The sequence below is a fragment of the Pantoea sp. NSTU24 genome (genome assembly GCF_050157905.1).
Lineage (GTDB): Bacteria > Pseudomonadota > Gammaproteobacteria > Enterobacterales > Enterobacteriaceae > Pantoea.
Genome location: NZ_JBKIWZ010000001.1, coordinates 68,830 through 95,089 on the forward strand (window position 1 = coordinate 68,830; position 26,260 = coordinate 95,089).

At 58.0% G+C, this 26,260-nt stretch carries 20 protein-coding genes, 2 pseudogenes and 1 riboswitch; of the genes and pseudogenes, 16 read left to right on the forward strand and 6 right to left on the reverse strand.

Annotated features, from left to right (window positions below; translation table 11 throughout):
• Positions 1-42: 42 nt before the first annotated feature.
• Positions 43-145: riboswitch (TPP riboswitch) on the reverse strand.
• Positions 146-180: 35 nt separating this feature from the next.
• Positions 181-1,848, reverse strand: coding sequence for an HTH-type transcriptional regulator SgrR (gene sgrR / locus ACLHDD_RS00280; protein WP_427102465.1), 1,668 nt, complete (start codon positions 1,846-1,848; stop codon positions 181-183).
• Between the two features lie 252 nt (positions 1,849-2,100).
• On the opposite strand from sgrR, the gene ACLHDD_RS00285 reads away from it, so the two are divergent.
• Positions 2,101-3,279: an MFS transporter gene (locus ACLHDD_RS00285; protein WP_427102466.1), complete on the forward strand. Its 1,179-nt coding sequence runs from the start codon at positions 2,101-2,103 to the stop codon at positions 3,277-3,279.
• 39 nt (positions 3,280-3,318) lie between these two features.
• Here ACLHDD_RS00285 and leuD read toward each other — a convergent pair whose 3' ends face one another.
• From leuD to leuL, 5 genes are all read right to left on the reverse strand, one after another.
• Positions 3,319-3,924, reverse strand: a complete 606-nt coding sequence (leuD, locus tag ACLHDD_RS00290; RefSeq protein ID WP_427102467.1) for a 3-isopropylmalate dehydratase small subunit — start codon at positions 3,922-3,924, stop codon at positions 3,319-3,321.
• A gap of 3 nt (positions 3,925-3,927) precedes the next feature.
• Positions 3,928-5,334, reverse strand: a complete 1,407-nt coding sequence (leuC, locus tag ACLHDD_RS00295) for a 3-isopropylmalate dehydratase large subunit (protein ID WP_427102468.1) — start codon at positions 5,332-5,334, stop codon at positions 3,928-3,930.
• A 4-nt stretch (positions 5,335-5,338) separates the two neighbouring features.
• Positions 5,339-6,430: a 3-isopropylmalate dehydrogenase gene (gene leuB / locus ACLHDD_RS00300; RefSeq protein ID WP_427102469.1), complete on the reverse strand. Its 1,092-nt coding sequence runs from the start codon at positions 6,428-6,430 to the stop codon at positions 5,339-5,341.
• Between the two features lie 2 nt (positions 6,431-6,432).
• Positions 6,433-7,995 (reverse strand): 2-isopropylmalate synthase, encoded by a 1,563-nt coding sequence (leuA, locus tag ACLHDD_RS00305; protein ID WP_427102470.1) that lies wholly within the window; start codon positions 7,993-7,995, stop codon positions 6,433-6,435.
• An 89-nt stretch (positions 7,996-8,084) separates the two neighbouring features.
• Positions 8,085-8,168, reverse strand: coding sequence for a leu operon leader peptide (gene leuL / locus ACLHDD_RS00310; protein WP_111139396.1), 84 nt, complete (start codon positions 8,166-8,168; stop codon positions 8,085-8,087).
• Positions 8,169-8,896: 728 nt separating this feature from the next.
• On the opposite strand from leuL, the gene ilvI reads away from it, so the two are divergent.
• From ilvI to ACLHDD_RS00385, 15 genes and pseudogenes are all read left to right on the forward strand, one after another.
• Positions 8,897-10,621 (forward strand): acetolactate synthase 3 large subunit, encoded by a 1,725-nt coding sequence (gene ilvI, locus ACLHDD_RS00315; protein ID WP_427102471.1) that lies wholly within the window; start codon positions 8,897-8,899, stop codon positions 10,619-10,621.
• A gap of 2 nt (positions 10,622-10,623) precedes the next feature.
• Entirely contained in the window at positions 10,624-11,115 is a 492-nt protein-coding gene (gene ilvN, locus ACLHDD_RS00320) for an acetolactate synthase small subunit (protein ID WP_427102472.1), read from the forward strand.
• Between the two features lie 194 nt (positions 11,116-11,309).
• Positions 11,310-12,320 (forward strand): catabolite repressor/activator, encoded by a 1,011-nt coding sequence (gene cra, locus ACLHDD_RS00325; RefSeq protein WP_427102473.1) that lies wholly within the window; start codon positions 11,310-11,312, stop codon positions 12,318-12,320.
• A 488-nt stretch (positions 12,321-12,808) separates the two neighbouring features.
• Positions 12,809-13,266 (forward strand): annotated as a pseudogene (gene mraZ / locus ACLHDD_RS00330) (division/cell wall cluster transcriptional repressor MraZ).
• A gap of 2 nt (positions 13,267-13,268) precedes the next feature.
• Complete coding sequence (gene rsmH / locus ACLHDD_RS00335) at positions 13,269-14,210, forward strand: 16S rRNA (cytosine(1402)-N(4))-methyltransferase RsmH (RefSeq protein ID WP_427102474.1); 942 nt, start codon at positions 13,269-13,271, stop codon at positions 14,208-14,210.
• Positions 14,207-14,527 carry a cell division protein FtsL gene (ftsL, locus tag ACLHDD_RS00340; RefSeq protein ID WP_003854764.1) on the forward strand — a complete coding sequence of 107 codons (321 nt, stop codon included), beginning with the start codon at positions 14,207-14,209 and terminating at the stop codon, positions 14,525-14,527. The genes rsmH and ftsL overlap by 4 nt, the downstream gene beginning before the upstream one ends.
• A 16-nt stretch (positions 14,528-14,543) precedes the next feature.
• Positions 14,544-16,310 carry a peptidoglycan glycosyltransferase FtsI gene (locus tag ACLHDD_RS00345; protein ID WP_427102475.1) on the forward strand — a complete coding sequence of 589 codons (1,767 nt, stop codon included), beginning with the start codon at positions 14,544-14,546 and terminating at the stop codon, positions 16,308-16,310.
• Positions 16,297-17,784, forward strand: coding sequence for a UDP-N-acetylmuramoyl-L-alanyl-D-glutamate--2,6-diaminopimelate ligase (gene murE / locus ACLHDD_RS00350; protein ID WP_427102476.1), 1,488 nt, complete (start codon positions 16,297-16,299; stop codon positions 17,782-17,784). Before ACLHDD_RS00345 ends, murE begins: the two co-directional genes overlap by 14 nt.
• Positions 17,781-19,139 carry a UDP-N-acetylmuramoyl-tripeptide--D-alanyl-D-alanine ligase gene (murF, locus tag ACLHDD_RS00355; RefSeq protein WP_427102477.1) on the forward strand — a complete coding sequence of 453 codons (1,359 nt, stop codon included), beginning with the start codon at positions 17,781-17,783 and terminating at the stop codon, positions 19,137-19,139. The genes murE and murF overlap by 4 nt, the downstream gene beginning before the upstream one ends.
• Positions 19,133-20,213, forward strand: a pseudogene (gene mraY / locus ACLHDD_RS00360) (phospho-N-acetylmuramoyl-pentapeptide-transferase). The gene murF and the pseudogene mraY overlap by 7 nt, the downstream one beginning before the upstream one ends.
• 2 nt (positions 20,214-20,215) lie before the next feature.
• On the forward strand, positions 20,216-21,532 hold the full coding sequence (gene murD, locus ACLHDD_RS00365) for a UDP-N-acetylmuramoyl-L-alanine--D-glutamate ligase (RefSeq protein WP_427102478.1): 1,317 nt from the start codon (positions 20,216-20,218) through the stop codon (positions 21,530-21,532).
• Positions 21,532-22,746, forward strand: a complete 1,215-nt coding sequence (ftsW, locus tag ACLHDD_RS00370) for a cell division protein FtsW (protein WP_313653075.1) — start codon at positions 21,532-21,534, stop codon at positions 22,744-22,746. The genes murD and ftsW overlap by 1 nt, the downstream gene beginning before the upstream one ends.
• A complete protein-coding gene (murG, locus tag ACLHDD_RS00375) occupies positions 22,743-23,801 on the forward strand; it encodes an undecaprenyldiphospho-muramoylpentapeptide beta-N-acetylglucosaminyltransferase (RefSeq protein WP_427102479.1) in 1,059 nt (352 codons plus the stop codon). Before ftsW ends, murG begins: the two co-directional genes overlap by 4 nt.
• A gap of 70 nt (positions 23,802-23,871) precedes the next feature.
• Entirely contained in the window at positions 23,872-25,347 is a 1,476-nt protein-coding gene (gene murC / locus ACLHDD_RS00380) for a UDP-N-acetylmuramate--L-alanine ligase (RefSeq protein ID WP_427102480.1), read from the forward strand.
• Entirely contained in the window at positions 25,340-26,260 is a 921-nt protein-coding gene (locus tag ACLHDD_RS00385) for a D-alanine--D-alanine ligase (RefSeq protein WP_427102481.1), read from the forward strand. The genes murC and ACLHDD_RS00385 overlap by 8 nt, the downstream gene beginning before the upstream one ends.

Here is a 26,260-nt window from a genome sequence, read left to right on the forward strand (position 1 = left end):
CGCTCCTTCAGGAGAATAGGGGATGAGTCGCAAAGGATCTGAGCACTGAGGCCTCTCAAATCCCTACGTCGGTATTAACCGAATCAGGTTCGACGGGTCTCTCTCAGCTGCTTGCTGGTGGCAGGCGGCACCCCGTTGAGAACGCCACATTCTAGTCATTTCAGCGGCGTGGCGAAAGCGTTACAGCGCCGGTGGCGCGAACCAGGCCGATTTAAAATCGAACCAGCCCAGCGTATTCATCCGGACGCCACGCATACTGCGCTGGCCTTCCAGCAGCAGCCAGTGGTGAAACAACGGATGCAGACCTGCTTCCTCGACTAACTGCTTGCTCCATTCGGCCAGTGGCAGCGTTTTTTCGCGCCAGCGCGCGGCTTCCCCATGCCAGTCGATGGGCAGGCAGTGGTGCAGCAGCGGGACCTCATACAGCTGTGCAAACAGCGAATAGTTCAGTGGCAGGGTGAAGTTCACGCTGCCGAGCCAGATGTCACTTTCCGCCTGGCCCTGATACCAGCTTTCGTAGTCGATCTCGCGGGTCACCAGTGTCACGCCATGCTGAGCCAGCAGCGGCCGCAGTGCATTGGCGATACCCTCATGCTCGACGTGCTGGCTGTACCAGGTCAGCGTCAGGTGGGTCAGGCCGGACGGTTTTTCGACCGGCTTCAGGTCGCGGCGGTGATGCCAGCGCGGCAGCAGGCCGTAGGCCGGGAACCAGTAGCGCTGATACCCGACGCCCGCGTGGTTGAGCAGGGCGATGGGGTTAAACAGATAGCTCACCCAGCGCCGGACCGCCGCATTACGGCCCAGCGCGGAACGCTGGTCGAACAGCAGGTAGTAGCACCCTTCCTCCAGACGGCTCTCTTCCTGAACCTCATCAGTGCTCCCCCTGTCGCCCTGCAGACGGACACCGGCGTAGACCAGCTCATCGCTGATGTCGGGCAGCACCCAGATAGAGACATCATCAATCAGGGCGCGAAAACCAAAGTAGTCATCAAAAGCTTCAATCTTCAGCTGACTCGCCTGATTGCGGATCACCCGGTAGGGGCCGGTGCCCACCGGCTGGCGGGCAAAGTCGGGCAGGGTGGGCCATTCGCGTGGCAGGATCATTGCACTCACGCTGCCGAGCAGCCAGGGCAGCCACGCGTCGGGCTGGCTTAAGTGGATGTCGAGCGTCCAGGGAGCGGGCGAGGCGATCTCTGCAATATGGGCGAAGAGCGGGTGCGGGCGCTGACGCGCCAGCGTGGCCAGCACATCCTCCATCTCCAGCTCTCTGCCGTGATGGAAACGAATTGCCGGGCGCAGAAAGAAACGCCAGTGAAGCGGCGAGGTCTGCTGCCAGTGATGGGCAATGTCCGGCTCGGCTTCCCCGTTTTCCTCATTTATTCGCGTCAGGCCATTGAAGATCTGGCGCGCAATATGGGTTTCCGAGCGCCGCAGCGGTGAGCCAGGCAGCAGGTTGAGCAGTGGCCGATAGTAGAGCACCCGCAGGATATGCTTGCCCTGGCGGAAGCTGCGGCCCAGATGCGCGCCGATCATCTGGCGCACCTGATTCTTGTCCCCGACCAGCTGAACCAGTTGATCGATACGATCCTGATCCAGCAGATCCTCGGCGCGCTGCTGCTGTAAAGCCAGCCCGGTGTAGCAGAAGGTGAGCACCGAGCGTTTGCCGCGACCGGCCTCAGCCTGCCAGATTAGCCAGCCCGCAGCCTGCATCCGGTTAAGCAGGTTACGCATGTGGCGGCGTGAGCAATGCAGCCTGTCGGCCAGTTCGCTGAGGGTGATCGCCTGCGTCTGCCCCTGACAGCTCTGCCACAGGCGGATGAACTGCTGTTTCAGACGTGATGAGGACATAAAAGGGGAACTCCCGCTGAAAAGCGCTCTGTTTTTCCTGCCCTATTTTAAGAGCAAACTTTGTGCAATGGGAAGAGCGGGAGGCATTCCGCAGGGAATGGCGTTCGACCCTCACGCCGCGCTTCAGCGACGTGCTTTTCTGAGTAGGGTGCATTTTCACCGCCGGCAGAGGATCTCTGCTGGCTTTTTTCATGTTGCACGGTATCGTCTACCCTTCTTTTTTCCCCCGTTTGTCCTGAAAGGGATTTCGCTATGAAATCGCTGTTAACGCGGCAGCGCCGCATCAATCCGGTTTACCTCGCTTTTATGGTCGCCTCTTTCATGCTGGGCGTGGCCGGTGCATTGCAGGCACCGACCCTCAGCCTGTTTCTGACGCGCGAGGTGCAGGCGCGCCCCTTCTGGGTCGGCCTGTTCTTTACCATCAATGCGGTGGCCGGGATCGTGGTGAGTATGCTGGTGGCAAAGCGCTCAGACAGCGTAGGCGACCGGCGTCATATCATTCTCTTCTGCTGCCTGATGGCGCTGGCCAATGCGCTGCTGTTCGCCTTTACCCGACACTATCTGACGCTGCTCACCCTGGGCGTACTGCTGTCGGCGCTGGCCAGCGTCTCCATGCCTCAGTTGTTTGCGCTGGCGCGCGAGTACGCCGACCAGTCGGCGCGCGAAGCGGTGATGTTCAGTTCGGTAATGCGTGCGCAGCTCTCGCTGGCGTGGGTGATCGGCCCGCCGCTCTCCTTTGCCCTCGCGCTGAACTACGGCTTTGTCACGCTGTTTATCGTGGCCGCTGCGCTGTTTCTGCTCTGCATCCTGCTGGTCTGGTTTACCCTGCCGTCGGTGCCGCGCAGCCAGCCGCAGATGCAGAGTGGTGGGCTGCCAGTAAGCGGCTGGCGCGACCGGGATGTGCGCCTGCTGTTCCTCGCCTCCGTAGTAATGTGGACCTGCAATACCATGTATATCATTGATATGCCGCTCTATATCAGCACCACGCTGGGCCTGCCGGAGAAGCTGGCCGGTCTGCTGATGGGCACGGCGGCAGGGCTGGAGATTCCGGTCATGCTGCTGGCCGGACATTATGCACGACGTATCGGCAAGCGGCGGTTAATGCTCATTGCGGTAGCGGCAGGCGTGCTGTTCTATCTGGGGCTGGTGCTGTTTAACTCCCGTGCCTCACTGATGGTGCTGCAGCTGTTTAACGCCGTGTTTGTCGGAATTATTGCGGGTATCGGGATGTTGTGGTTCCAGGATCTGATGCCGGGACGGCCAGGTGCCGCGACTACGCTGTTCACCAACGCCATCTCGACCGGCATGATCCTGGCGGGTGTGATTCAGGGCACGCTCAGTGAGCGGCTGGGACATGAGGCGGTTTACTGGCTTGCGTTCGGGCTGGCGGTGGTGGCGCTGGTGATGTCGGCGCGGGTGCGGGACGTATAAAGAAGAAGGGCGACCGGGTGTCGCCCCTGTTTAATGCAATCAGCGCAGGAAGGCGGGCTGATTCTGCTCATACTGCGAAATCGCGGCTTCGTGCTGCAACGTCAGGCCGATGCTGTCAAGGCCGTTGATCATGCAGTGACGGCGGAAGCCGTCCAGCTCAAACGGATAGACTTTATCGCCCGCAGTGACCGTCTGTGCTTCCAGATCAACGGTGAAGCGGATGCCGGGCTGGGCCGCAACCAGTCTGAACAGCTCATCCACCTGCTCTTCATTTAATTTCACTGGCAGCAGCTGGTTGTTGAAGCTGTTGCCGTAAAAAATATCCGCAAAGCTCGGCGCGATGACGACGTGAAAACCGAAGTCGGTCAGCGCCCAGGGCGCATGCTCGCGTGAGGAGCCGCAGCCAAAGTTCTCGCGCGCCAGCAGGATGCTGGTGCCTTTGAATTCGGGCTTGTTCAGCACAAAGCCGGGCGTCGGCACCGTACCGGCATCATCTTCGAAGCGCCAGTCATGAAACAGGTGCTGGCCAAAGCCGGTGCGGGTGACCTTCTGCAAAAACTGCTTAGGGATGATCGCGTCGGTATCCACGTTCGCGGCATCCAGTGGCGCAACAATGCCGGTGTGCTGAGTAAATTTTTTCGCCATGACTTAAGCTCCTGTCGTCAGTTCACGGATGTCGGCAAAATGGCCGGTCACGGCAGCCGCCGCGGCCATCGCCGGGCTGACCAGGTGCGTCCGGCCGCCACGGCCCTGACGGCCCTCAAAGTTACGGTTGCTGGTGGATGCACAGCGTTCGCCTGGGTTCAGGCGGTCATTGTTCATCGCCAGGCACATTGAGCAGCCCGGCAGACGCCATTCAAAGCCCGCTTCCAGGAAGATTTTATCCAGACCTTCCGCTTCAGCCTGCGCCTTCACCGGACCGGAACCTGGCACCACCATCGCAATCACGCCCGGCGCAACTTTGCGGCCTTTTGCGATGGCGGCAGCGGCACGCAGATCTTCAATACGGGAATTGGTGCAGGAGCCGATGAACACTTTATCAATCGTGACGTCGGTCAGTCGGATGCCCGGCTGCAGGTTCATGTAAGCCAGTGCTTTTTCCGCTGAGGCGCGCTCAACCGGATCGGCAAACGAGGCCGGATTCGGGATTGCCTGATCCACCGCAATCACCTGGCCCGGATTGGTGCCCCAGGTCACCTGCGGCGCAATCTCTTCTGCCTGCAGCGTGACCACCGCATCATACTGCGCGCCCTCGTCAGATTTCAGGGTGCGCCAGTACTCTACGGCCTGTTCCCATTTCTCACCCTGCGGCGAGAACTGACGACCTTTCAGGTAGCTGAAGGTCGTTTCATCCGGAGCGACCAGGCCCGCTTTCGCGCCCATTTCGATCGCCATGTTGCACAGGGTCATACGGCCTTCCATGCTCAGCGCCTGGATTGCCGGACCACAGAATTCAACCACATAGCCGGTGCCGCCTGCGCTGCCGGTTTTGCCGATGATCGCCAGCACAATATCTTTTGCGGTAATGCCGGTTGAAGCCTGGCCCAGCACTTCGATCTTCATGGTTTTAGCCCGACCCTGTTTCAGCGTCTGGGTGGCAAACACATGCTCAACTTCAGAGGTACCGATACCAAAGGCCAGCGAGCCGAAGGCCCCGTGCGTCGCTGTGTGTGAATCGCCGCAGACGATTGTCATGCCTGGCAGCGTCATGCCCTGCTCAGGGCCAATAACGTGGACGATGCCCTGGAAAGGGTGATTCAGATCATACAGCTGGACGCCAAACTCCGCGCAGTTCTTCATCAGCTCCTGCATCTGAATACGCGCCATCTCGCCGGAGGCATTGATGTCTTTAGTCTGCGTCGAGACGTTGTGGTCCATGGTGGCAAAAGTTTTGCCCGGCTGACGGACTTTACGCCCATGCGCGCGCAACCCATCGAAAGCCTGCGGCGAAGTCACTTCATGGATCAGGTGGCGATCGATGTAGAGTAACGGCGTTTCATCTGGCGCTTCGTGAACGACATGTGCATCAAATAACTTCTGGTATAAGGTTTTCATCGTTTTATTTTTCCTCGGCGATAAAGCGGGCAATGATGCTGCCCATCTCATCTGTGCTGACCGCTGGGCCATCACCGGCTAAATCTTTAGTGCGGTAGCCCTGTTCCAGCGCACGGCTGATGGCGCGTTCGATACTGTCGGCAGCCGCATCGGCATTCAGGCTGTAACGCAGCAGCAGCGACAGCGACAGGATCTGAGCAATCGGGTTAGCAATATTCTGACCCGCGATGTCCGGCGCAGAGCCACCTGCCGGTTCGAACAGGCCAAAGCCCGCTTCGTTCAGGCTGGCAGAAGGCAGCATTCCCATCGAGCCGGTAATCATGGCGCATTCGTCAGAGAGAATGTCACCAAACAGGTTGGAGCAGAGCAGCACATCAAACTGCGAAGGATCCTTGATCAGCTGCATGGTGGCGTTGTCGATATAGATGTGGCTCAGCTGCACGTCCGGGTAATCTTTAGCCACCTCGTTGACGATCTCGCGCCACATGACCGAGGTCTGCAGCACGTTCGCTTTATCGACCGACGTGACCTTGTTGCGACGCTTGCGGGCGGACTCGAAAGCGATGCGGGCGATGCGCTCGATCTCAAACCGGTGATAGACCTCGGTATCGAAGGCGCGCTCTTCCGGGCCGTTGCCTTCGCGTCCTTTCGGCTGACCAAAGTAGATGCCGCCCGTCAGCTCACGCACGCACAGAATATCGAAGCCCTTCGCGGCGATGTCGCTGCGCAGCGGGCAGAATGCCTCCAGGCCGCTGTAGAGCGCCGCCGGACGCAGGTTACTGAACAGCTTAAAGTGCTTACGCAGCGGCAGCAGGGCACCGCGCTCCGGCTGTGCGGCGGGCGGCAGGTGTTCCCATTTCGGGCCGCCAACGGAGCCAAACAGGATCGCATCGGCCTGCTCGCAGCCAGCCACGGTTGCGGGTGGCAGAGGTTCGCCATACTGATCGATAGCGATGCCGCCGACCGCATATTCCTGCGTGGTGATCTGCATATCAAAGCGCTGACGGATAGCCTCCAGTACTTTCATCGCCTGCGCCATCACTTCCGGGCCGATGCCGTCACCGGGTAAAACTGCGATATGAGAGGAGCTGGACATGGTTATACGGTTTCCTTCTGATCTTTAAATTTGCGCTGCAATTCTTGTTCAACCTGACGGGCACGCCAGATGTTGTTCAGGGCGTTGACCATCGCTTTGGCGGAGGATTCGACGATATCGGTCGCCAGACCTACGCCGTGGAACTTGCGGCCGTTATAGGCGACCACGATATCGACCTGGCCCAGGGCATTCTCGCCGTGGCCTTTGGCGGTCAGTTTGTAGTCAACCAGCTCGGCGTCAAACTGCGTGATCCGGTTAATCGCCTGATAGACCGCATCCACCGGACCGTTACCGGTTGCCGCATCGGATTTGGCCTCATCACCGCAGCCCAGATGGACGGAGGCGGTAGCCGTGATACCGGAGCCGGTCTGGACGTTGAATTCGCGCAGCTGGAAATGCTCCGGTTCTTCGTTCTGTTTGTTAATAAAAGCCAGCGCTTCCAGGTCGTAGTCGAAGACCTGGCCTTTTTTATCGGCCAGCTTCAGGAAGGCGTCATACAGGGTATCCAGGTTGTAATCCTGCTCGGCATAGCCCATCTCTTCCATGCGATGTTTTACCGCCGCACGACCGGAACGGGACGTCAGGTTCAGCTGAATTTTGTGTAAGCCAATCGACTCCGGCGTCAGGATCTCGTAGTTTTCGCGATTTTTCAGCACACCATCCTGATGGATACCGGAGGAGTGAGCAAAGGCGTTGGAACCGACCACCGCTTTATTGGCCGGGATCGGCATATTGCAGATCTGGCTGACCATCTGGCTGGTACGGTAGATTTCCTGATGATGGATGTTGGTGTGGACATTCATGATCTGCTGGCGGGTTTTAATCGCCATGATCACCTCTTCCAGCGCACAGTTACCGGCACGTTCACCCAGGCCGTTCATTGTGCCCTCAACCTGACGCGCGCCAGCCTGCACTGCCGCCAGGGCGTTGCCGGTCGCCATCCCCAGATCGTCGTGGGTATGCACAGAGATGATCGCTTTGTCGATGTTTGGCACGCGGTTCATCAGCTCGCTGATGATATGGGCATATTCGCCCGGCAGGGTATAGCCGACCGTGTCCGGAATGTTAATGGTGGTGGCACCAGCGTTAATCGTGGCTTCCACCATGCGGCACAGGTCATCAATCGGGGTACGGCCGCCATCTTCGCAGGAAAACTCCACGTCGCTGGTGTAGTTACGCGCTCGCTTTACCATCTTCACCGCACGCTCAATGACTTCAGGCAGTGTGCTGCGCAGTTTGGTCGCGATGTGCATTGGTGAGGTGGCGATAAAGGTATGAATGCGGAAAGCTTCGGCCACGCGCAGGGATTCGTAAGCGGCATCAATATCTTTCTCTACGCAGCGTGCCAGACCGCAGACCCGGCTGTTTTTAATCGTGCGCGCAATGGTCTGTACGGATTCAAAGTCGCCAGGTGAGGAAACCGGGAAACCGACTTCCATTACATCCACGCCCATGCGCTCCAGCGCTAACGCGATCTGCAACTTTTCTTTCACACTCAGGCTGGCCTGTAAGGCCTGCTCACCGTCGCGCAGAGTGGTATCGAAAATAATGACTTGCTGACTCATCGTAATCATCCTTATGCGTTTTCTGGCCTGGCTACGAGCATAAAAAAACCCGCGACAGGCGCGGGTTTTTAACTTTCAGCAGGTTTGAATCAGTGTCTGATTCCGCCCACAAGTCTACCGCGCAAGCTGTGTGCGTTTAGTAGTAGACCGAGAAGGCGAGCAAAACGAAACATGGATTCAAACCTTATAAAATTTTGTGCTGCACATATTGGTACTGGAATCACCGGGGGATGTCAACCATCAATGCAGGGTTATTCTCTGCGGCGCTGAAGGAAGATATTCTGTTATTTAACGGTCAGACAGCGGATTAAACAACACGATAGCGACGACAGTAGTGACCCCAGCGTGTTCACCGTGCGGCCTGGCCGTAATTCTTTCCTATATGACTGAAATTTAAATGTTTTATTGTACGCCGACTCCTGGGTCTCACAGAATTTATCACCCTGGGGTTAGCATAATCGCATGTGTCTGACTGATTTAGTGGTTAATTACGCCAGAAAAGAAAATTGTCAGACGATTGTGGGCTGAAGCCAGGCGTAATAAGTTTTCGTTATTTCTTATATCACGCTGAAAATAATTTCTTACTCAGCATTTTCCGCTGCGGTTCTGCGGCGAAATTAGTTTAATCCGCGCAACCCATTCTTTTCGGGCAGAGCCTTTACGCCCCCGCCGTTTAATTTACGCGGGTTTGTGGTTTGCCTGCCCGGTTAAGTGCGGTTATGGTAATCGACCTACTCTCAGAACAATGAACGCAGCAGATTTCTCTGTAACCGGACCGCGACCGTTGTGTCGCTGTCGTGAATAAACATACGTTTTAGATTGGCAAAGCAGGCACCGGCGCGGTGCGATATGCCCGGCGGGCATATCAGCAGCGTCAGGTTCTGCAGCCTGGAGGCAGAAGATGGAGATGTTGTCAGGAGCCGAAATGGTCGTCCGTTCGTTAATCGATCAGGGCGTTAAGCAGGTATTCGGTTATCCCGGTGGCGCAGTGCTGGATATCTATGATGCGCTACAGACCGTCGGCGGTATCGATCACATTCTGGTGCGCCACGAGCAGGGTGCAGTGCACATGGCGGATGGCCTGGCGCGCGCAACCGGTGAAGTGGGTGTGGTGCTGGTCACTTCCGGCCCTGGCGCGACCAATGCGATTACCGGTATCGCCACCGCTTACATGGATTCGATCCCGCTGGTGATTCTGTCGGGCCAGGTTCCTTCGTCTCTGATTGGCTATGACGCCTTTCAGGAGTGTGACATGGTCGGCATCTCCCGCCCGGTGGTGAAGCACAGCTTCCTGGTGAAAAGCACCGAAGAGATCCCTGGCGTCCTGAAAAAGGCGTTCTGGCTGGCCGCCAGCGGACGTCCAGGTCCGGTGGTGATCGATCTGCCAAAAGATATTCTGAATCCGGCAAACAAGCTGCCTTATCACTGGCCGGATACGGTCAGCATGCGCTCTTACAACCCGACCATTCAGGGGCATAAAGGGCAGATTAAACGTGCCCTGACCACCCTGCTGGCCGCAAAAAAACCGGTGATTTATGCCGGGGGTGGCGCCATTACCGCAGGCTGTGAAGCGGAACTGCTGCAGCTGGCTGAAAGCCTGAACGTGCCGGTCACAACCTCGCTGATGGGACTGGGGGCATTTCCGGGCACCCATCATCAGTGCGTCGGTATGCTGGGCATGCACGGCACATACGAAGCCAACATGACGATGCACAACGCCGATCTGATTTTTGGCGTCGGCGTTCGTTTTGATGACCGCACCACCAACAATCTGGCGAAATATTGTCCTAACGCCACGATAATGCATATCGACATTGACCCGACGTCGATCTCCAAGACGGTAGCGGCCGATATTCCGATCGTCGGCGATGCGAAACAGGTCCTGCAGCAGATGCTGGAATTACAGGCGCAGAGCGACAGCCCAGCGGGCAGCGAGAGCCTGCACGACTGGTGGCAGGCGATTGAAGGCTGGCGCAGCCGTCACTGCCTGGAGTTTGATCGCACCAGCGACAAAATCAAGCCGCAGGCCGTGATTGAAACCATCAGCCGCCTGACCAAAGGCGACGCCTATGTAACGTCGGATGTGGGCCAGCACCAGATGTTTGCTGCACTCTATTATCCGTTCGATAAACCGCGTCGCTGGATCAACTCCGGCGGTCTCGGCACGATGGGCTTTGGCCTGCCTGCCGCGCTGGGCGTGAAGATGGCGCTGCCGGAAGAGACGGTCATCTGCGTGACAGGCGACGGCAGTATCCAGATGAATATTCAGGAGCTGTCGACTGCGTTGCAGTACGATCTGCCGGTACTGGTCCTAAATCTGAATAACCGGGTGCTGGGCATGGTGAAGCAGTGGCAGGATATGATCTACTCGGGTCGTCACTCCCAGTCTTATATGGAGTCGCTGCCTGATTTCGTCCGCCTGGCGGAAGCCTACGGCCACGTCGGGATCGCCATTGAGCATCCGGCGGAGCTGGAAGAGAAGCTGACGCTGGCGCTGGAGACCCTGGCGAAGGGGCGTCTGGTCTTTGTGGATGTCACCGTTGACGGTAGCGAGCACGTCTACCCGATGCAGATTCGCGGTGGCAGCATGGATGAGATGTGGTTAAGCAAAACGGAGAGGACATAATTATGCGTCGTATTTTATCTGTTCTGCTGGAGAATGAATCCGGCGCATTATCCCGTGTCGTCGGCCTGTTTTCGCAGCGCGGCTACAACATTGAAAGCCTGACCGTGGCACCGACCGATGATCCGACCCTGTCGCGGATGACGATTCAGACCGTAGGCGATCAGAAGGTGCTGGAGCAGATCGAGAAGCAGCTGCACAAGCTGGTCGATGTCCTGCGCGTTACGGAACTGGGGCAGGGCGCCTACGTTGAGCGCGAAATCATGCTGGTGAAGATTCAGGCCAGCGGTTATGGCCGTGAGGAGGTAAAGCGGAATGCCGAGATCTTCCGCGGCCAGATTATCGACGTGACGCCGACGCTGTATACGGTTCAGCTGGCAGGCACCAGCGATAAACTGGACGCCTTCCTGAACTCCGTGCGTGAAGTCGCCGAAATTGTTGAGGTCGCACGCTCCGGAATTGTAGGCGTTTCTCGCGGCGAGCGCATTATGCGTTAATCACGCAGCGTCATCATCTGTCCTGACCTAACCCGGCGAAATGCCGGGTTTTTTTATTTTTTATGCGTCAGGTGGATTACCGTCAGAAAAGCGGTTGCTCCGCGCACTTTTCTGCTGTTAGATGAGAGTCATAGGTTATCCATAGCGTAACTGCGGCTATTTTGCCGCAACGCGGAGTTGAGGGTGGGATTATCGTGAAGCTGGATGAAATCGCGCGTTTAGCAGGCGTATCGCGCACTACGGCCAGTTATGTGATCAATGGTAAGGCGCGGCAGTATCGTGTCAGCGATAAAACTGTTGAGAAAGTGATGGCGGTGGTACGTGAGCATAATTATCACCCCAATGCGGTGGCCGCCGGATTGCGCGCCGGGCGCACGCGGTCGATTGGATTAGTCATTCCCGATCTGGAAAACACCAGTTACACCCGTATTGCAAACTATCTTGAGCGCCAGGCGCGTCAGCGCGGTTACCAGCTCCTGATTGCCTGCTCTGAAGATCAGCCTGATAACGAGATGCGCTGCATTGAGCATCTGCTACAGCGGCAGGTTGATGCGATTATTGTCTCGACCTCGTTACCGCCAGAGCATCCTTTTTATCAGCGCTGGATTAACCATTCGCTGCCGATCATTGCGTTAGATCGGGCGCTGGATCGTGAACACTTCACCAGCGTCGTCGGGGCCGATCAGGACGATGCACAGACACTGGCGGCTGAATTGCGTCAGCTGGATATCAAAAATGTGCTCTTTTTGGGGGCGTTACCTGAGCTGTCTGTAAGTTTCCTGCGCGAAATGGGCTTCCGCGACGCCTGGAAAGGCGATCCCCGTCCTATCGACTACATCTACTGCAACAGTTTCGAGCGGACAGCCGCCGCTGCACTGTTCGAACGTTATCTTGACGATCACCCGATGCCGGAGGCGCTGTTTACCACCTCCTTTGGCTTGCTGCAGGGGGTAATGGATGTGACGCTGAAACGAGACGGGCGTCTGCCAACCGAACTGGCCATTGCTACCTTTGGTGACCACGAATTGCTCGATTTTCTTGAGTGTCCGGTGCTGGCTGTCGGGCAGCGTCATCGGGATGTGGCTGAGCGTGTGCTGGAATTAGTTTTAGCTTCACTGGATGAACCCAGAAAACCCAAACCGGGTTTAACCCGCATTCGCCGTAATTTATACCGTCGCGGACAATTAAGCCGAAGAGTGAAATGAATGCCTGGCGGGTATTACCTTACCCGCCCATTTTATTTAACTGATTAAATAAACAGGTAGGCGTAAAAAAGCGTAAATTCTTCTCATCAAATCTGACAAAACAGAAAGGACGGATTTTATTATTTGCTTACAACTTCTGCAAACGCCTCGTCCCCGTCGCGCCTGAAGCCGCCAGAATTCCTTTCGGAAATCCCCTAAAATGTTATCGTGTTCAGCCGGACTGCAATAAATATTAAGTCGGTCACATTGTTTCATTTTTAAGCGTTTTTTTACGGGCATTTTTTTTATTCAGTTATTCATTAGCTTAATTTTTTACTTTTCTTTTTCATTCGATTATATCGTCGCCAGCGATTAATTTTGCACTCTGTAAAGAGTGATATTCAGCTACCGCTCCGGCTTGACAACGATTTCCCCGGGTCCTTAAACTCGTTTCGTGGTAAAAAGTGGGATAAAGTGGTGTAAACGGGTGACAAGGAGAAGAGACTGGCATGTTCCGCGGAGCAACGTTAGTCAATCTCGACAGCAAAGGGCGGCTTGCCGTACCCACGCGTTATCGCGATTTGCTGATTGGGGAATCTCAGGGGCAGATGGTCTGTACCATCGACCTTCATCAGCCATGCCTGTTGCTTTATACCCTGCCCGAATGGGAAATCATTGAAAAAAGCTGGCACGCCTTTCCAGTATGAATCCACTTGAGCGTCGTGTGCAGCGTTTGCTGCTGGGCCATGCCAGTGAATGTCAGATGGACAGCGCGGGCCGCCTGCTGCTGGCGAATACGCTTCGTCAGCATGCAAAATTAACCAAAGAAGTGATGCTGGTTGGACAGTTCAACAAGTTTGAACTGTGGGATGAACAGACCTGGTATCAACAAGTCAGGGACGATATTGACGCAGAACAGTCGGCTCAGGAGCCTTTATCTGAGCGGTTGCAGGACTTGTCGCTATAGCTATGCAGGAAAATTTTAAACATACCACCGTACTGTTGGATGAGGCGGTTAACGGCCTCAATATCAGGGAAGACGGTATTTACATTGACGGCACCTTCGGTCGCGGTGGTCATTCACGCCTGATTCTTTCCCAACTGGGAGAGAAGGGCAGGCTGATCGCTATCGATCGGGATCCGCAGGCGATTGCCGCCGCCGCTGAAATCACTGACCCGCGCTTTTCCATTATTCATGGTCCTTTTTCCGCCCTCGCAGAGTATGTCGCTGAACGGGATCTGGTCGGAAAAATTGACGGCATTCTGCTGGATCTGGGTGTCTCATCGCCGCAGCTGGATGACGCAGAACGCGGCTTCTCATTTATGCGTGACGGACCGCTGGATATGCGCATGGATCCCTCTCGTGGTCAGTCTGCTGCAGAGTGGTTGCTGAATGCGGAAGAGGCCGACATTGCTTTCGTCCTGAAGACTTACGGGGAAGAGCGATTCGCTAAGCGTATCGCCCGCGCCATTGTTGAACGCAATCGTGAACAGCCGATGACCCGTACCCGGGAACTGGCTGAAGTCATTGCCGTTGCCACACCGGTGAAAGATAAGTTCAAGCATCCGGCCACGCGCAGTTTCCAGGCCATCCGTATCTGGATAAACAGCGAGCTGGAAGAGATTGATATCGCCCTTAAAGGCGCGGTTGAGGTGCTGGCTCCCCAGGGCCGTCTCTCTGTTATCAGCTTCCATTCGCTGGAAGACCGGCTGGTTAAACGCTTTATGCGCGACCAGAGTCGCGGGCCACAGGTGCCTGCCGGATTGCCGATGACCGAACATCAGCTGCGCGCCCTGGGCGGACGCGAACTGAAACTGCTCGGCAAGATGTCGCCGGGTGATGCGGAAGTGGCCGAAAACCCACGCGCCCGCAGCTCGGTATTACGTATCGCGGAGAAAACCGACGCATGATCGGCAACGAGCGTCACAGTCTGCCTGCCGTCATTGGCGGGGATCTGCTGCGAAAGGGCAAGATTCCGGTGCTACTGCTGATCGCGGTGGTGGTGTCGGCTGTGCTGGTGGTAACAACCACCCACAAAACACGTCTGCTCACTGCGCAGCGTGAGCAGCTGGTGCTGGAACGTGACGCACTGGACATTGAGTGGCGCAACCTGATTCTGGAAGAGAATGCGCTGGGCGACCACAGTCGCGTTGAACGCATTGCCACCGAAAAGCTGCAACTGCAGCACGTTGATCCTTCACAAGAAAATATCGTGGTGCAGAAATAAGGATTTCAGATAGCGAATGAGCAGTACAGGCAGAACGCTGAAGTTAAAGAAACCGGAAGATAAGGCCAGCTTTGTTAGCTGGCGTTTTGCGTTGCTGTGCGGCTGTATTCTGCTGGCGCTGGGCGGCCTGCTGTCGCGGGTGGCCTGGCTGCAGGTGATCAATCCGGACAAGCTGGTTAAAGAGGGCGATCTGCGTTCGCTGCGCGTTCAGGCCGTGCCGACCTCACGCGGGATGATCAGCGACCGCGCCGGACGCCCGCTGGCGGTAAGTGTGCCGGTGAATGCGATCTGGGCCGATCCCAAAGAGCTGCACGCCGGGGGCGGCGTGACGCTGGACAGCCGCTGGAAGGCGCTGTCCGATGCGCTCTCGATTCCGCTCGACCAGCTGGCGGCCCGCGTGAATGCCAACCCCAAAGGCCGCTTTGTTTATCTGGCGCGCCAGGTCAATCCGGCCATCGGCGACTACGTCAAAAAACTCAAATTGCCGGGGATTCATCTGCGTGAAGAGTCGCGTCGTTACTATCCTGCCGGGCAGGTGACTTCCCACCTGATTGGCTTCACCAACATCGACGGTCAGGGCATCGAAGGCATCGAAAAGAGCTTTGATAAGTGGCTGACCGGGGCGCCGGGCGAAAGAACGGTGCGTAAAGATCGCTATGGCCGGGTCATCGAAGATATCTCTTCCGTGGACAGTCGGGCGGCCCATAACCTCACGCTCAGTATCGATGAGCGCCTCCAGGCGCTGGTTTACCGTGAGCTGAACAATGCCGTGGCCTTCAACAAAGCGGAGTCGGGCACGGCGGTGCTGGTGGATGTGAACACGGGCGAAGTGCTGGCAATGGCTAACAGCCCGGCTTACAACCCGAACAATCTCAGCAATACGTCAAAAGATCTGATGCGCAACCGTGCGATCACCGACATCTTTGAGCCCGGCTCAACCGTGAAGCCGATGGTGGTGATGACGGCGCTGCAGCGCGGCGTGGTTAAAGAGAACAGCGTCCTGAATACCGTGCCGTATCGCGTCAGTGGTCATGAGATCAAGGATGTCGCGCGCTATAACGAACTGACCCTGACAGGGGTTTTACAGAAGTCGAGTAACGTCGGTGTTTCACGTCTGGCGTTAGCGATGCCCTCCTCAGCGCTGGTAGACACTTACGCGCGCTTTGGACTGGGTAAACCGACCAATTTGGGGCTGGTCGGGGAAAGCAGTGGCTTATACCCTAAAAAACAACGGTGGTCTGACATAGAGAGGGCCACCTTCTCTTTCGGCTACGGGCTAATGGTAACGCCGTTACAGTTAGCGCGGGTCTACGCAACGATTGGCAGCTATGGCATTAACCGTCCGCTGTCGATCACCAGGGTCGATCCCCCCGTCGCGGGTCAGCGCGTTTTCGATGAATCACTGGTTAAGACCGTGATGCACATGATGGAAAGCGTGGCGCTGCCCGGCGGTGGTGGTGTTAAAGCGGCCATCAAGGGCTACCGGATTGCGATAAAAACCGGTACGGCGAAAAAGGTCGGTCCCGACGGACGCTACGTCAATAAATACATTGCTTATACCGCAGGCGTGGCGCCTGCCAGTCATCCACGATTCGCGCTGGTGGTGGTGATCAACGATCCCCAGGCTGGCAAGTATTACGGTGGTGCGGTCTCCGCACCGGTGTTTGGTGCCATCATGGGCGGCGTACTGCGCACCATGAACATTGAGCCGGATGCGTTACCGACGAATGACAAGAACGAGCTGGTGACTAACAGAAGTGAGGAAACAAGTGACAGATCGTAACCTGCGCGACTTACTCGGCCCCTGGGTGCCAGGCGCGCCGGCGCGCCCTTTGCGCGACATGACCCTGGACAGCCGCCTGGCGGCTTCTGGCGATCTGTTTGTCGCGGTTGCAGGCCACCAGGTCGACGGACGCCGTTTCATTCCACAGGCGATCGCGCAGGGCGTGGCGGCGGTGGTGGCGGAAGCCGAGGGTGAAGCAGCTGACGGCGAAATCCGTGAAATGCACGGGGTGCCGGTAATCTATCTGGCGCAGCTGCCTCAGCGTCTGTCGGCGCTGGCAGGCCGCTTTTATCAGCAGCCGGGCGAAAAGCAGACGCTGATTGGCGTCACCGGCACCAACGGTAAAACCACGACCACGCAGCTGCTGGCGCAGTGGGCGACGTTGCTGGGCGAAACCAGCGCGGTCATGGGCACCGTCGGCAATGGGCTGGTCGGTCACTTATCGGCGGCGGAAAATACCACCGGTTCGGCGGTCGATGTTCAGCATCTGCTGCACGATCTGACCGAAAAAGGGGCGACCCTGACCGCGATGGAAGTCTCGTCGCACGGCCTGGTGCAGCATCGCGTAGCGGCGCTGCCGTTTGCCGCCGCGGTCTTTACCAATCTCAGCCGCGATCATCTCGATTATCACGGCGATATGCAGGGCTATGAGTCAGCCAAGTGGCTGCTGTTTTCTGAACACCAGGTCGGCCAGGCGATCCTGAACGCGGATGATGAGGTCGGCCGTCGCTGGCTGGCGCGCCTGCCTGATGCCGTCGCCGTGACGCTGGAAGATAACCTTCAGCCGGGCTGCCGGGGCCGCTGGCTTAAAGCCGATGCGGTGACCTATCACGATAACGGTGCGCACATTCGTTTCAGCTCCAGCTGGGGCGATGGCGAGATCGACAGCCCGCTCATGGGCGCCTTTAACGTCAGCAACCTTATGCTGGCGCTGGCAACGCTGCTGTCGCTGGATTATCCGCTGGCCACGCTGGTCAGCGTGGCGCCGCAGCTGCAGCCGGTCAACGGGCGCATGGAAGTCTTCAGCGTCGAAGGAAAACCCACGGTGGTGGTGGATTATGCCCATACACCGGATGCGCTGGAAAAGGCGCTGGAAGCGGCCCGCCTGCACTGCAAAGGCAAACTCTGGTGCCTGTTTGGCTGTGGCGGCGATCGTGACAAAGGCAAGCGTCCGCTGATGGGCGCAATTGCCGAGCAGTATGCGGATGTCGTGGTCATTACGGATGACAACCCGCGCAGCGAAGATCCTCAGGCGATTGTGAATGACATTCTGACCGGCCTGCTCGACCCGGGCCGCGCCCGCGTGGTCGCCGGCCGTGCGCAGGCAGTGACAAATACCATTATGCAGGCGCAGGCCGACGATATTGTGCTGGTGGCCGGCAAAGGCCATGAAGATTATCAGATTATCGGTAATCACCGTCTCGACTACTCCGACCGTGCCACCGTGGCGGCACTGCTGGGAGGCGTAGCATGATCCCGATTTCATTACAGACCCTGGCGCAAATCACCGGCGGCACGCTGCACGGCAGCGATCTGACCCTGAGCGATGTGACCACCGACACCCGCCGCGTGACCGCAGGCAGCCTGTTTGTGGCGCTGGTCGGCGAACGCTTCGATGCTCATGACTTTGCCGCTGACGCGATTGCCAGTGGCGCACAGGCTTTGTTGGTGAGTAAGCATTTACCTGTGGCTGTGCCACAGGTGGTGGTGGCGGATACCCGCCTCGCCTTTGGCAGACTGGGCGCGTGGGTTCGTCAGCAGTCCACCGCGCGCGTGGTGGCGCTGACCGGCTCCTCCGGCAAGACCTCGGTTAAAGAGATGACGGCCGCTATTCTGCGTCAGTGTGGCGAAACGCTCTACACGGCAGGTAACCTGAACAACGATTATGGCGTGCCGATGACGCTGCTGCGTCTGACCGCAGCGCATCAGTATGCGGTGATTGAACTGGGTGCCAATCATCAGGGCGAAATCGCCTACACCACCGATCTGGTGAAGCCGGAAAGCGCGCTGGTGAACAACCTGGCCGCCGCCCATCTGGAAGGGTTTGGTTCACTGGAAGGTGTTGCCAAAGCCAAAGGCGAGATTTTCCAGAGCTTACCGGCTCAGGGGATCGCCATCCTGAACGCCGAGAGCAATGACTGGCCCAACTGGCAGCGCACACTGCAGGATAAAACGGTATGGCGCTTCTCGCCGCAGGCCGCAGAGTGTGATTTTTCTGCCCACGACATCCGCATCGCGCAGGATGGCACCCATTTCGTGATGAAAACGCCGCGCGGCACGATCGACATCGTGCTGCCTCTGCCGGGCCGTCACAACATCGCTAACGCTTTAGCGGCAGCGGCGCTGGCGCTGTCGGTAGACGCACCGCTCAGTGCCGTTCAGCAGGGACTCAGAAACCTGCAGTCGGTGCCGGGCCGCCTGTTCCCGGTTCGCCTCTCTGCGAATCAGCTGCTGCTGGATGACAGCTACAACGCCAACGTCGGGTCGATGATCGCTGCCGCGCAGGTGCTCTCAGAGATGCCCGGCTATCGGGTGCTGGTCGCCGGTGACATGGCGGAACTGGGTGACGAAACAGCAAAATGTCACCGTGAAGTCGGAGAAGCGGCGCGTGATGCCGGTATCGATCGCGTGCTGACCACCGGCAGATTCAGCCATTTTATCGGCGAAAGCAGCGGAGTTGGCGAACATTTCAGCGATAAGACAGCGCTGACTGAACGTTTGCGTCAGTTGTTGTCCGAACACTCAGAAATTACGGTCTTGATAAAAGGTTCACGTAGTGCCGCCATGGAGCAGGTAGTACAGAGCTTAAAGGAGAAAGGAACATGTTAGTTTGGCTGGCCGAGCATCTGGTCGCTTTTTATTCCGGCTTTAACGTCTTTTCGTACCTGACGTTTCGCGCCATTGTCAGCCTGCTGACCGCGTTATTTCTCTCTCTGGATGGGACCGCGCCTGATCGCCTGGCTGCAGAAATTACAGATCGGTCAGGTCGTCCGTAACGATGGCCCGGAGTCGCACTTCAGCAAGCGCGGCACGCCGACCATGGGCGGCATTATGATCCTGACCTCCATCACCGTCTCCGTGCTGATGTGGGCCTATCCCTCAAATCCGTACGTCTGGTGTGTACTGTTCGTCCTGATCGGCTTCGGCATCATCGGCTTTGTCGATGATTACCGCAAAGTGGTGCGCAAAGACACCAAAGGCCTGATCGCCCGCTGGAAATATTTCTGGATGTCGGTGATTTCGCTGGGCGTTGCCTTCGGACTCTATGCGGCGGGCAAAGAGACGCCTGCGACCCAGCTGGTGGTGCCATTCTTCAAAGACATCATGCCGCAGCTGGGTCTGTTCTATGTGCTGCTGGCCTACTTTGTGATTGTCGGCACGGGTAACGCGGTAAACCTGACGGATGGCCTTGATGGTCTGGCTATCATGCCAACCGTGTTTGTTGCGGCGGGCTTTGCGCTGGTCGCCTGGGCCACCGGTAACGTCAAGTTTGCGGAGTACCTGCACATCCCTTATCTGCGTCACGCGGGTGAACTGGTGATTGTCTGCACCGCCATCGTCGGGGCAGGGCTGGGCTTCCTCTGGTTTAACACCTATCCGGCTCAGGTCTTTATGGGTGATGTGGGCTCACTGGCACTGGGCGGCGCGCTGGGCACCATCGCCGTCCTGCTGCGTCAGGAATTTCTACTGGTAATCATGGGCGGCGTGTTTGTAGTTGAAACGCTGTCGGTGATCCTGCAGGTGGGATCGTTCAAGTTACGCGGCCAGCGTATTTTCCGCATGGCGCCGATCCATCACCACTATGAACTCAAGGGCTGGCCGGAACCGCGCGTGATTGTGCGCTTCTGGATCATTTCGCTAATGCTGGTGCTGATTGGCCTGGCCACGCTGAAGGTGCGTTAATCATGGCTGACTATCGGGGTAGAAAAGTTGTCATCATCGGGCTGGGCCTGACCGGGCTCTCCTGTGTTGATTTCTTTTTAGCGCAGGGCGTGACGCCTCGCGTGATGGACACCCGTGTCTCGCCGCCGGGGCTGGATAAACTGCCCGGACAGGTTGAACGCCATCTGGGCGGGATCAATGGCGACTGGCTGCTGGCCGCCGACCTGATCGTGGCCAGCCCGGGCATCGCGCTGGCGCACCCGATTCTCAGCGAAGCGGTCGACGCCGGTATCGAAATCGTTGGCGACATCGAGCTGTTCTGCCGCGAGGCGCAGGCGCCGATCATCGCCATTACCGGCTCCAACGGCAAAAGCACCGTGACTACGCTGGTCGGCGAGATGGCGAAAGCCGCGGGCTGGCAGGTGGGTGTCGGTGGCAACATTGGCCTGCCCGCGCTGAGTCTGCTGCAGTCTCCGGCACAGCTCTATGTGCTGGAACTCTCCAGTTTCCAGCTGGAAACCACTTACAGTCTCAAAGCCGCGGCGGCCACCGTGCTGAACGTCAGCGAAGATCACATGGATCGTTATCCGCTGGGTATGCAGCAGTATCGCGCGGCCAAACTGCGCATCTATGAGCATGCGCGGACCTGCGTCGTTAACGCCGATGATGCGCTGACGATGCCGGTACGCGGCGCAGATAACCGCTGCATCAGCTTCGGTATCGATTTCGGCGACTACCATCTTAACAAGCAGCAGGGCAGTATCTGGCTGCGGGTGAAGGGCGAGAAAGTGCTGAACACAGCCGAAATGAAGATGGTGGGACAGCACAACTATGCGAATGCGCTGGCGGCGCTGGCGCTGGCCGATGCGGTCGGTCTGCCTCGCGCTTCCAGTCTGGCTGCCCTGACGCAATTCGGCGGCCTGGCGCACCGTTTCCAGCTGGTCCATGAACATCAGGGCGTGCGCTGGATTAACGACTCCAAAGCCACCAACGTCGGCAGCACCGAAGCGGCGCTGAACGGCCTGCAGGTGGAGGGAACCTTATGGCTGCTGATGGGCGGGGACGGAAAGTCTGCTGACTTCTCGCCGTTAATCCCCTGGCTGCAGGGCGACCATATCCGCCTCTACTGCTTTGGCCGCGATGGTGATGCGCTGGCGGCACTGCGTCCGGAGATTGCCGTGCGCACGGAGACGCTGCGTCAGGCGATGGAGCAGATTGCGCCGCAGGTTCGCGCTGGCGACATGGTGCTGCTGTCACCCGCCTGCGCCAGCCTTGACCAGTTCCGTAACTTTGAGCAGCGCGGTGAGCAGTTTGCGCAACTGGCGAAGGAGCTGAGCTGATGCGTATTCCTGGTGCCGGAGTGGCGCAATTTTTTGCCGGACGCCTGAAAGACTGGGTCATGGGCGCACGCGAGAGCGACGACACGTCGCTGGTGCTCTATGACCGCACGCTGTTATGGCTGACGCTGGGCCTGGCGGTGATCGGTTTTGTGATGGTGACATCGGCCTCGATGCCGGTCGGTCAGCGTCTCAACGATGACCTGTTCTACTTTGCCAAGCGTGATGCGTTCTATATCGCGCTGGCCTTTGGTATGGCGCTGGTGACGCTGCGGGTGCCGATGGATTTCTGGCAACGCTACAGCAACGTGATGCTGATGGTGACGGTGGCGATGCTGCTGATTGTGCTGGTAGTAGGAAGCTCCGTTAACGGGGCCTCGCGCTGGATCGCGCTGGGACCACTGCGTATTCAGCCTGCTGAACTGTCGAAGCTCTCCCTGTTCTGCTATCTCGCCAGCTACCTGGTCCGCAAAGTGGAAGAGGTGCGAAACAATTTCTGGGGCTTCTGTAAGCCCATGGGTGTGATGGTGGTGCTGGCAGTCTTACTGCTGGCGCAGCCCGACCTCGGAACGGTCGTCGTGCTGTTTGTGACGACGCTGGCGATGCTGTTTCTGGCGGGCGCTAAACTGTGGCAGTTCATGGCCATCATCGGCTCTGGTATTTTCGCGGTGATCCTGCTGATTATCGCTGAACCTTACCGTATGCGTCGTGTGACCTCGTTCTGGAATCCGTGGGAAGATCCCTTTGGCAGCGGCTATCAGCTGACGCAGTCTCTGATGGCGTTTGGTCGCGGAGAATTCTGGGGCCAGGGGCTGGGTAACTCTGTCCAGAAGCTGGAATATCTGCCGGAAGCGCATACCGACTTTATTTTCGCCATCATAGGGGAAGAACTCGGCTACGTCGGTGTGGTATTGGCACTTTTAATGGTATTCTTCGTCGCTTTTCGTGCGATGTCGATTGGTCGCCGTGCGCTGGAGCTGGATCAGCGTTTTTCCGGCTTTCTGGCCTGTTCGATCGGTGTCTGGTTCAGCTTCCAGGCGCTGGTTAACGTCGGGGCCGCCGCAGGCATGTTGCCGACTAAAGGTCTGACGTTACCGCTGATCAGTTACGGTGGTTCGAGTCTGATCATCATGTCGACGGCCATCGTCTTTTTATTACGCATAGATTATGAAACGCGCCTGGCGAAAGCGCAGGCGTTTACCCGAGGTGGTCGATGAGCGGTAAGCGATTGATGGTGATGGCAGGCGGAACCGGTGGGCATGTCTTTCCCGGTCTGGCTGTCGCCCATCATCTGATGGAACAGGGCTGGGAGGTACGCTGGCTGGGTACGGCCGACCGTATGGAAGCCGATCTGGTGCCAAAGCATGGCATCGACATCGACTTTATCCGCATCAGCGGATTGCGCGGCAAAGGGCTGAAAGCCCTCCTGCAGGCACCGCTGCGCATTTTCAATGCATGGCGTCAGGCGCGCCGAATCATGAAAGCCTGGCAGCCGGATGTGGTGCTGGGCATGGGCGGGTATGTTTCTGGCCCGGGCGGTCTGGCGGCCTGGAGTTGCGGTATTCCGGTCGTGCTGCATGAGCAGAATGGCATCGCCGGACTGACCAACAAATGGCTGTCGAAAATCGCCACCAAAGTGCTGCAGGCCTTTCCGGGCGCCTTCCCCGCCGCGGACGTGGTCGGGAACCCGGTGCGTACCGATGTCCTGGCGCTGCCACTGCCTGCGCAGCGGATGGCCGATCGTCATGGCCCCGTGCGGGTGCTGGTGATTGGCGGCAGCCAGGGCGCACGGATACTGAATCAGACCCTGCCGCAGGTCGCGGCACGGGTGGGTGATGAGATCACCCTGTGGCATCAGACCGGTAAAGGTGCGCTGCCCGAAACCGAGAAAGCCTATCAGCAGGCCGGTCAGACCCAGCACAAGGTGACCGAGTTTATCGATGATATGGCGGCCGCCTACGCCTGGGCAGATCTGGTGGTGTGTCGCTCTGGTGCGTTAACCGTGAGCGAAGTCGCTGCCGCAGGTTTACCGGCGATTTTTGTGCCGTTTCAGCATAAAGACCGCCAGCAGTACTGGAACGCGCTGCCGCTGGAGAAAGCGGGCGCCGCCAGAATTTTTGAGCAGCCGCAGTTTACTGCGGAGGCCGTCGCGGATCAGCTCCGCCACTGGGATCGCGCAACACTGCTGACGATGGCTGAACAGGCCCGTCAGGTGGCGATCCCCGATGCGACCGAACGGGTCGCTCAGGAAGTGGCTCGCGCCGCAAAGTAATCATTCCGGTCAGCGTGTCTGACCTGTACCCGGAGCGGGTACAAACTGAAAGAGCAGGTAATTGAGAGCGATGAATACACAACAATTGGCAAAACTGCGTTCTATTGTGCCCGAGATGCGTCGCGTCCGGCACATTCACTTTGTCGGCATCGGTGGTGCGGGCATGGGCGGTATTGCCGAAGTGTTAGCAAATGAAGGCTACCATATCAGCGGTTCAGATCTGGCCCCGAATCCGGTGACACAGCATCTGACCGGGCTGGGCGCCACCATTTATTTTAACCATCGCCCTGAGAACGTGACCGATGCCAGCGTGGTCGTGGTCTCCAGCGCCGTTTCGCAGGACAATCCTGAGCTGGTGGCGGCGCGCGAACAGCGTATTCCGGTGATCCGTCGCGCAGAGATGCTGGCTGAGCTGATGCGCTTCCGTCACGGCATCGCCGTTGCCGGAACGCATGGCAAAACCACCACCACGGCGATGGTTTCCAGTATTTATGCAGAAGCGGGTCTCGATCCGACCTTCGTCAACGGCGGCCTGGTGAAAGCCGCAGGCACCCATGCCCGCCTGGGTAACAGCCGCTATCTGATTGCCGAAGCGGATGAGAGCGATGCGTCGTTCCTGCATCTGCAGCCGATGGTGGCGATTGTGACCAACATCGAAGCCGACCACATGGACACCTATCAGGGCGACTTCGGGAACCTGAAGCAGACGTTTATTAACTTCCTGCACAACCTGCCGTTTTACGGTCGCGCAGTGATGTGCGTGGATGATGCAGTGATCCGTGACCTGATCCCGCGCGTGGGACGCCATATCACCACTTATGGTTTCAGCGACGATGCGGATCTGCGTATCGAGAACTATGAGCAGCTGGGTGCGCAGGGCCATTTCACCCTGATTCGTCAGGATAAAGCGCCGCTGAAGATTACGCTGAACGCGCCGGGCCGTCACAATGCCCTGAACGCGGCCGCCGCTGTTGCCGTCGCCAGCGAAGAGGGCATCGAAGACAATGCAATCCTGGCCGCGCTGGAGAGTTTCCAGGGCACCGGTCGTCGCTTTGATCTGCTGGGCGAGTTCCCGACAGAGCCGGTCAATGGTCAGCCAGGCAGCGCGATGCTGGTGGATGATTACGGTCACCATCCCACCGAAGTGGATGCGACGATCAAAGCCGCGCGCGCAGGCTGGCCGGACAAGAAGCTGGTGATGGTGTTTCAGCCGCACCGCTACAGCCGGACCCGCGACTTGTTTGACGATTTTGCCAACGTGCTGTCGCATGTGGATGTGCTGCTGATGCTGGATGTTTACTCTGCCGGTGAAACCGCCATTCCGGGCGCTGACAGCCGTTCGCTGTGCCGCGCGATTCGCAACCGTGGCAAGGTCGATCCGATTCTGGTTACCGAACATGACGCCCTGCCGGAGATGCTGGCGCCGCTGCTGTCAGGTAACGATCTGATTCTGGTACAGGGTGCCGGTAACGTCGGCAAAGTGGCGCGTAAGCTGGCGGAGATCAAACTCCAGCCGGCGCCGGAAGCGGAGGATCGTCATGGCTGATAAAGTTGCCGTATTAATGGGCGGCACCTCGGCAGAGCGCGAGGTTTCGCTGAATTCAGGCCGGGCCGTCGTCGCCGGACTGCGGGAAATGGGCATTGATGCCGAGGGCATCGATACCCGCGACGTTTCTGTGCTGACGCTGAAAGAGCAGGGTTTCAGCAAAGTCTTTATCGCGCTGCATGGCCGGGGCGGCGAAGATGGCACGCTGCAGGCCGTACTGGAGTTTCTGCAACTGCCCTACACCGGCAGCGGCGTGATGGCTTCGGCGGTAACGATGGATAAGCTGCGGACCAAACTGCTGTGGCAGGGACGCGGTTTACCCTCAGGTCGTTTTGTCTGGCTGACGCGTCAGCAGCATGATGCCGGACTGGATGCTACGTGTCATGCGGACATTGCGGCGCTGGGCTTACCGCTGTTTGTTAAGCCCGCCTGTGAAGGGTCCAGCGTGGGCATCAGCCGGGTCAATGATCTGAGCGCACTGCCTGCGGCGCTGGAACGGGCGTTTAAGCACGACAACGATGTGCTGGTTGAGGCGTTTTTAAGCGGTTCGGAATATACCGTGGCGATTGTGGGCGACCGCATCCTGCCGGCCATCGAAATAAAGAGCGCCAGCGAGTTCTATGATTATGAAGCAAAATACATTTCTGACGATACTCAGTATCTCTGTCCGGCGGCGTTAAGCGCTGAGCGTGAGGCGGAATTACAGCAGCTGGTGCTCTCTGCCTGGCGTGCGCTGGGATGCAGCGGCTGGGGTCGTATAGATGTGATGACCGATGGGGCAGGAAACTTCCAGCTTCTGGAGGCGAATACCTCGCCGGGCATGACCAGTCACAGCCTGGTACCGATGGCAGCAAAACAGGCGGGCATGAGTTTCCCGCAGCTGGTTGCCCATATTCTGGAGCTGGCCGACTGA

Excerpts from the sequence above, each read along its gene's own strand:
- leuC (WP_427102468.1), bottom strand. The coding sequence starts at position 5,334 with ATGAAAACCTTATACCAGAAGTTATTTGATGCACATGTCGTTCACGAA.
- murF (WP_427102477.1), top strand. The coding sequence starts at position 17,781 with ATGATCCCGATTTCATTACAGACCCTGGCGCAAATCACCGGCGGCACG.
- ftsL (WP_003854764.1), top strand. The coding sequence starts at position 14,207 with ATGATCGGCAACGAGCGTCACAGTCTGCCTGCCGTCATTGGCGGGGAT.
- ilvI (WP_427102471.1), top strand. The coding sequence starts at position 8,897 with ATGGAGATGTTGTCAGGAGCCGAAATGGTCGTCCGTTCGTTAATCGAT.
- murD (WP_427102478.1), top strand. The coding sequence starts at position 20,216 with ATGGCTGACTATCGGGGTAGAAAAGTTGTCATCATCGGGCTGGGCCTG.
- ACLHDD_RS00345 (WP_427102475.1), top strand. The coding sequence starts at position 14,544 with ATGAGCAGTACAGGCAGAACGCTGAAGTTAAAGAAACCGGAAGATAAG.
- leuA (WP_427102470.1), bottom strand. The coding sequence starts at position 7,995 with ATGAGTCAGCAAGTCATTATTTTCGATACCACTCTGCGCGACGGTGAG.
- ilvN (WP_427102472.1), top strand. The coding sequence starts at position 10,624 with ATGCGTCGTATTTTATCTGTTCTGCTGGAGAATGAATCCGGCGCATTA.
- ACLHDD_RS00385 (WP_427102481.1), top strand. The coding sequence starts at position 25,340 with ATGGCTGATAAAGTTGCCGTATTAATGGGCGGCACCTCGGCAGAGCGC.
- murG (WP_427102479.1), top strand. The coding sequence starts at position 22,743 with ATGAGCGGTAAGCGATTGATGGTGATGGCAGGCGGAACCGGTGGGCAT.
- murC (WP_427102480.1), top strand. The coding sequence starts at position 23,872 with ATGAATACACAACAATTGGCAAAACTGCGTTCTATTGTGCCCGAGATG.
- rsmH (WP_427102474.1), top strand. The coding sequence starts at position 13,269 with ATGCAGGAAAATTTTAAACATACCACCGTACTGTTGGATGAGGCGGTT.
- sgrR (WP_427102465.1), bottom strand. The coding sequence starts at position 1,848 with ATGTCCTCATCACGTCTGAAACAGCAGTTCATCCGCCTGTGGCAGAGC.
- leuD (WP_427102467.1), bottom strand. The coding sequence starts at position 3,924 with ATGGCGAAAAAATTTACTCAGCACACCGGCATTGTTGCGCCACTGGAT.
- ACLHDD_RS00285 (WP_427102466.1), top strand. The coding sequence starts at position 2,101 with ATGAAATCGCTGTTAACGCGGCAGCGCCGCATCAATCCGGTTTACCTC.
- leuL (WP_111139396.1), bottom strand. The coding sequence starts at position 8,168 with ATGTTTCGTTTTGCTCGCCTTCTCGGTCTACTACTAAACGCACACAGC.
- leuB (WP_427102469.1), bottom strand. The coding sequence starts at position 6,430 with ATGTCCAGCTCCTCTCATATCGCAGTTTTACCCGGTGACGGCATCGGC.
- ftsW (WP_313653075.1), top strand. The coding sequence starts at position 21,532 with ATGCGTATTCCTGGTGCCGGAGTGGCGCAATTTTTTGCCGGACGCCTG.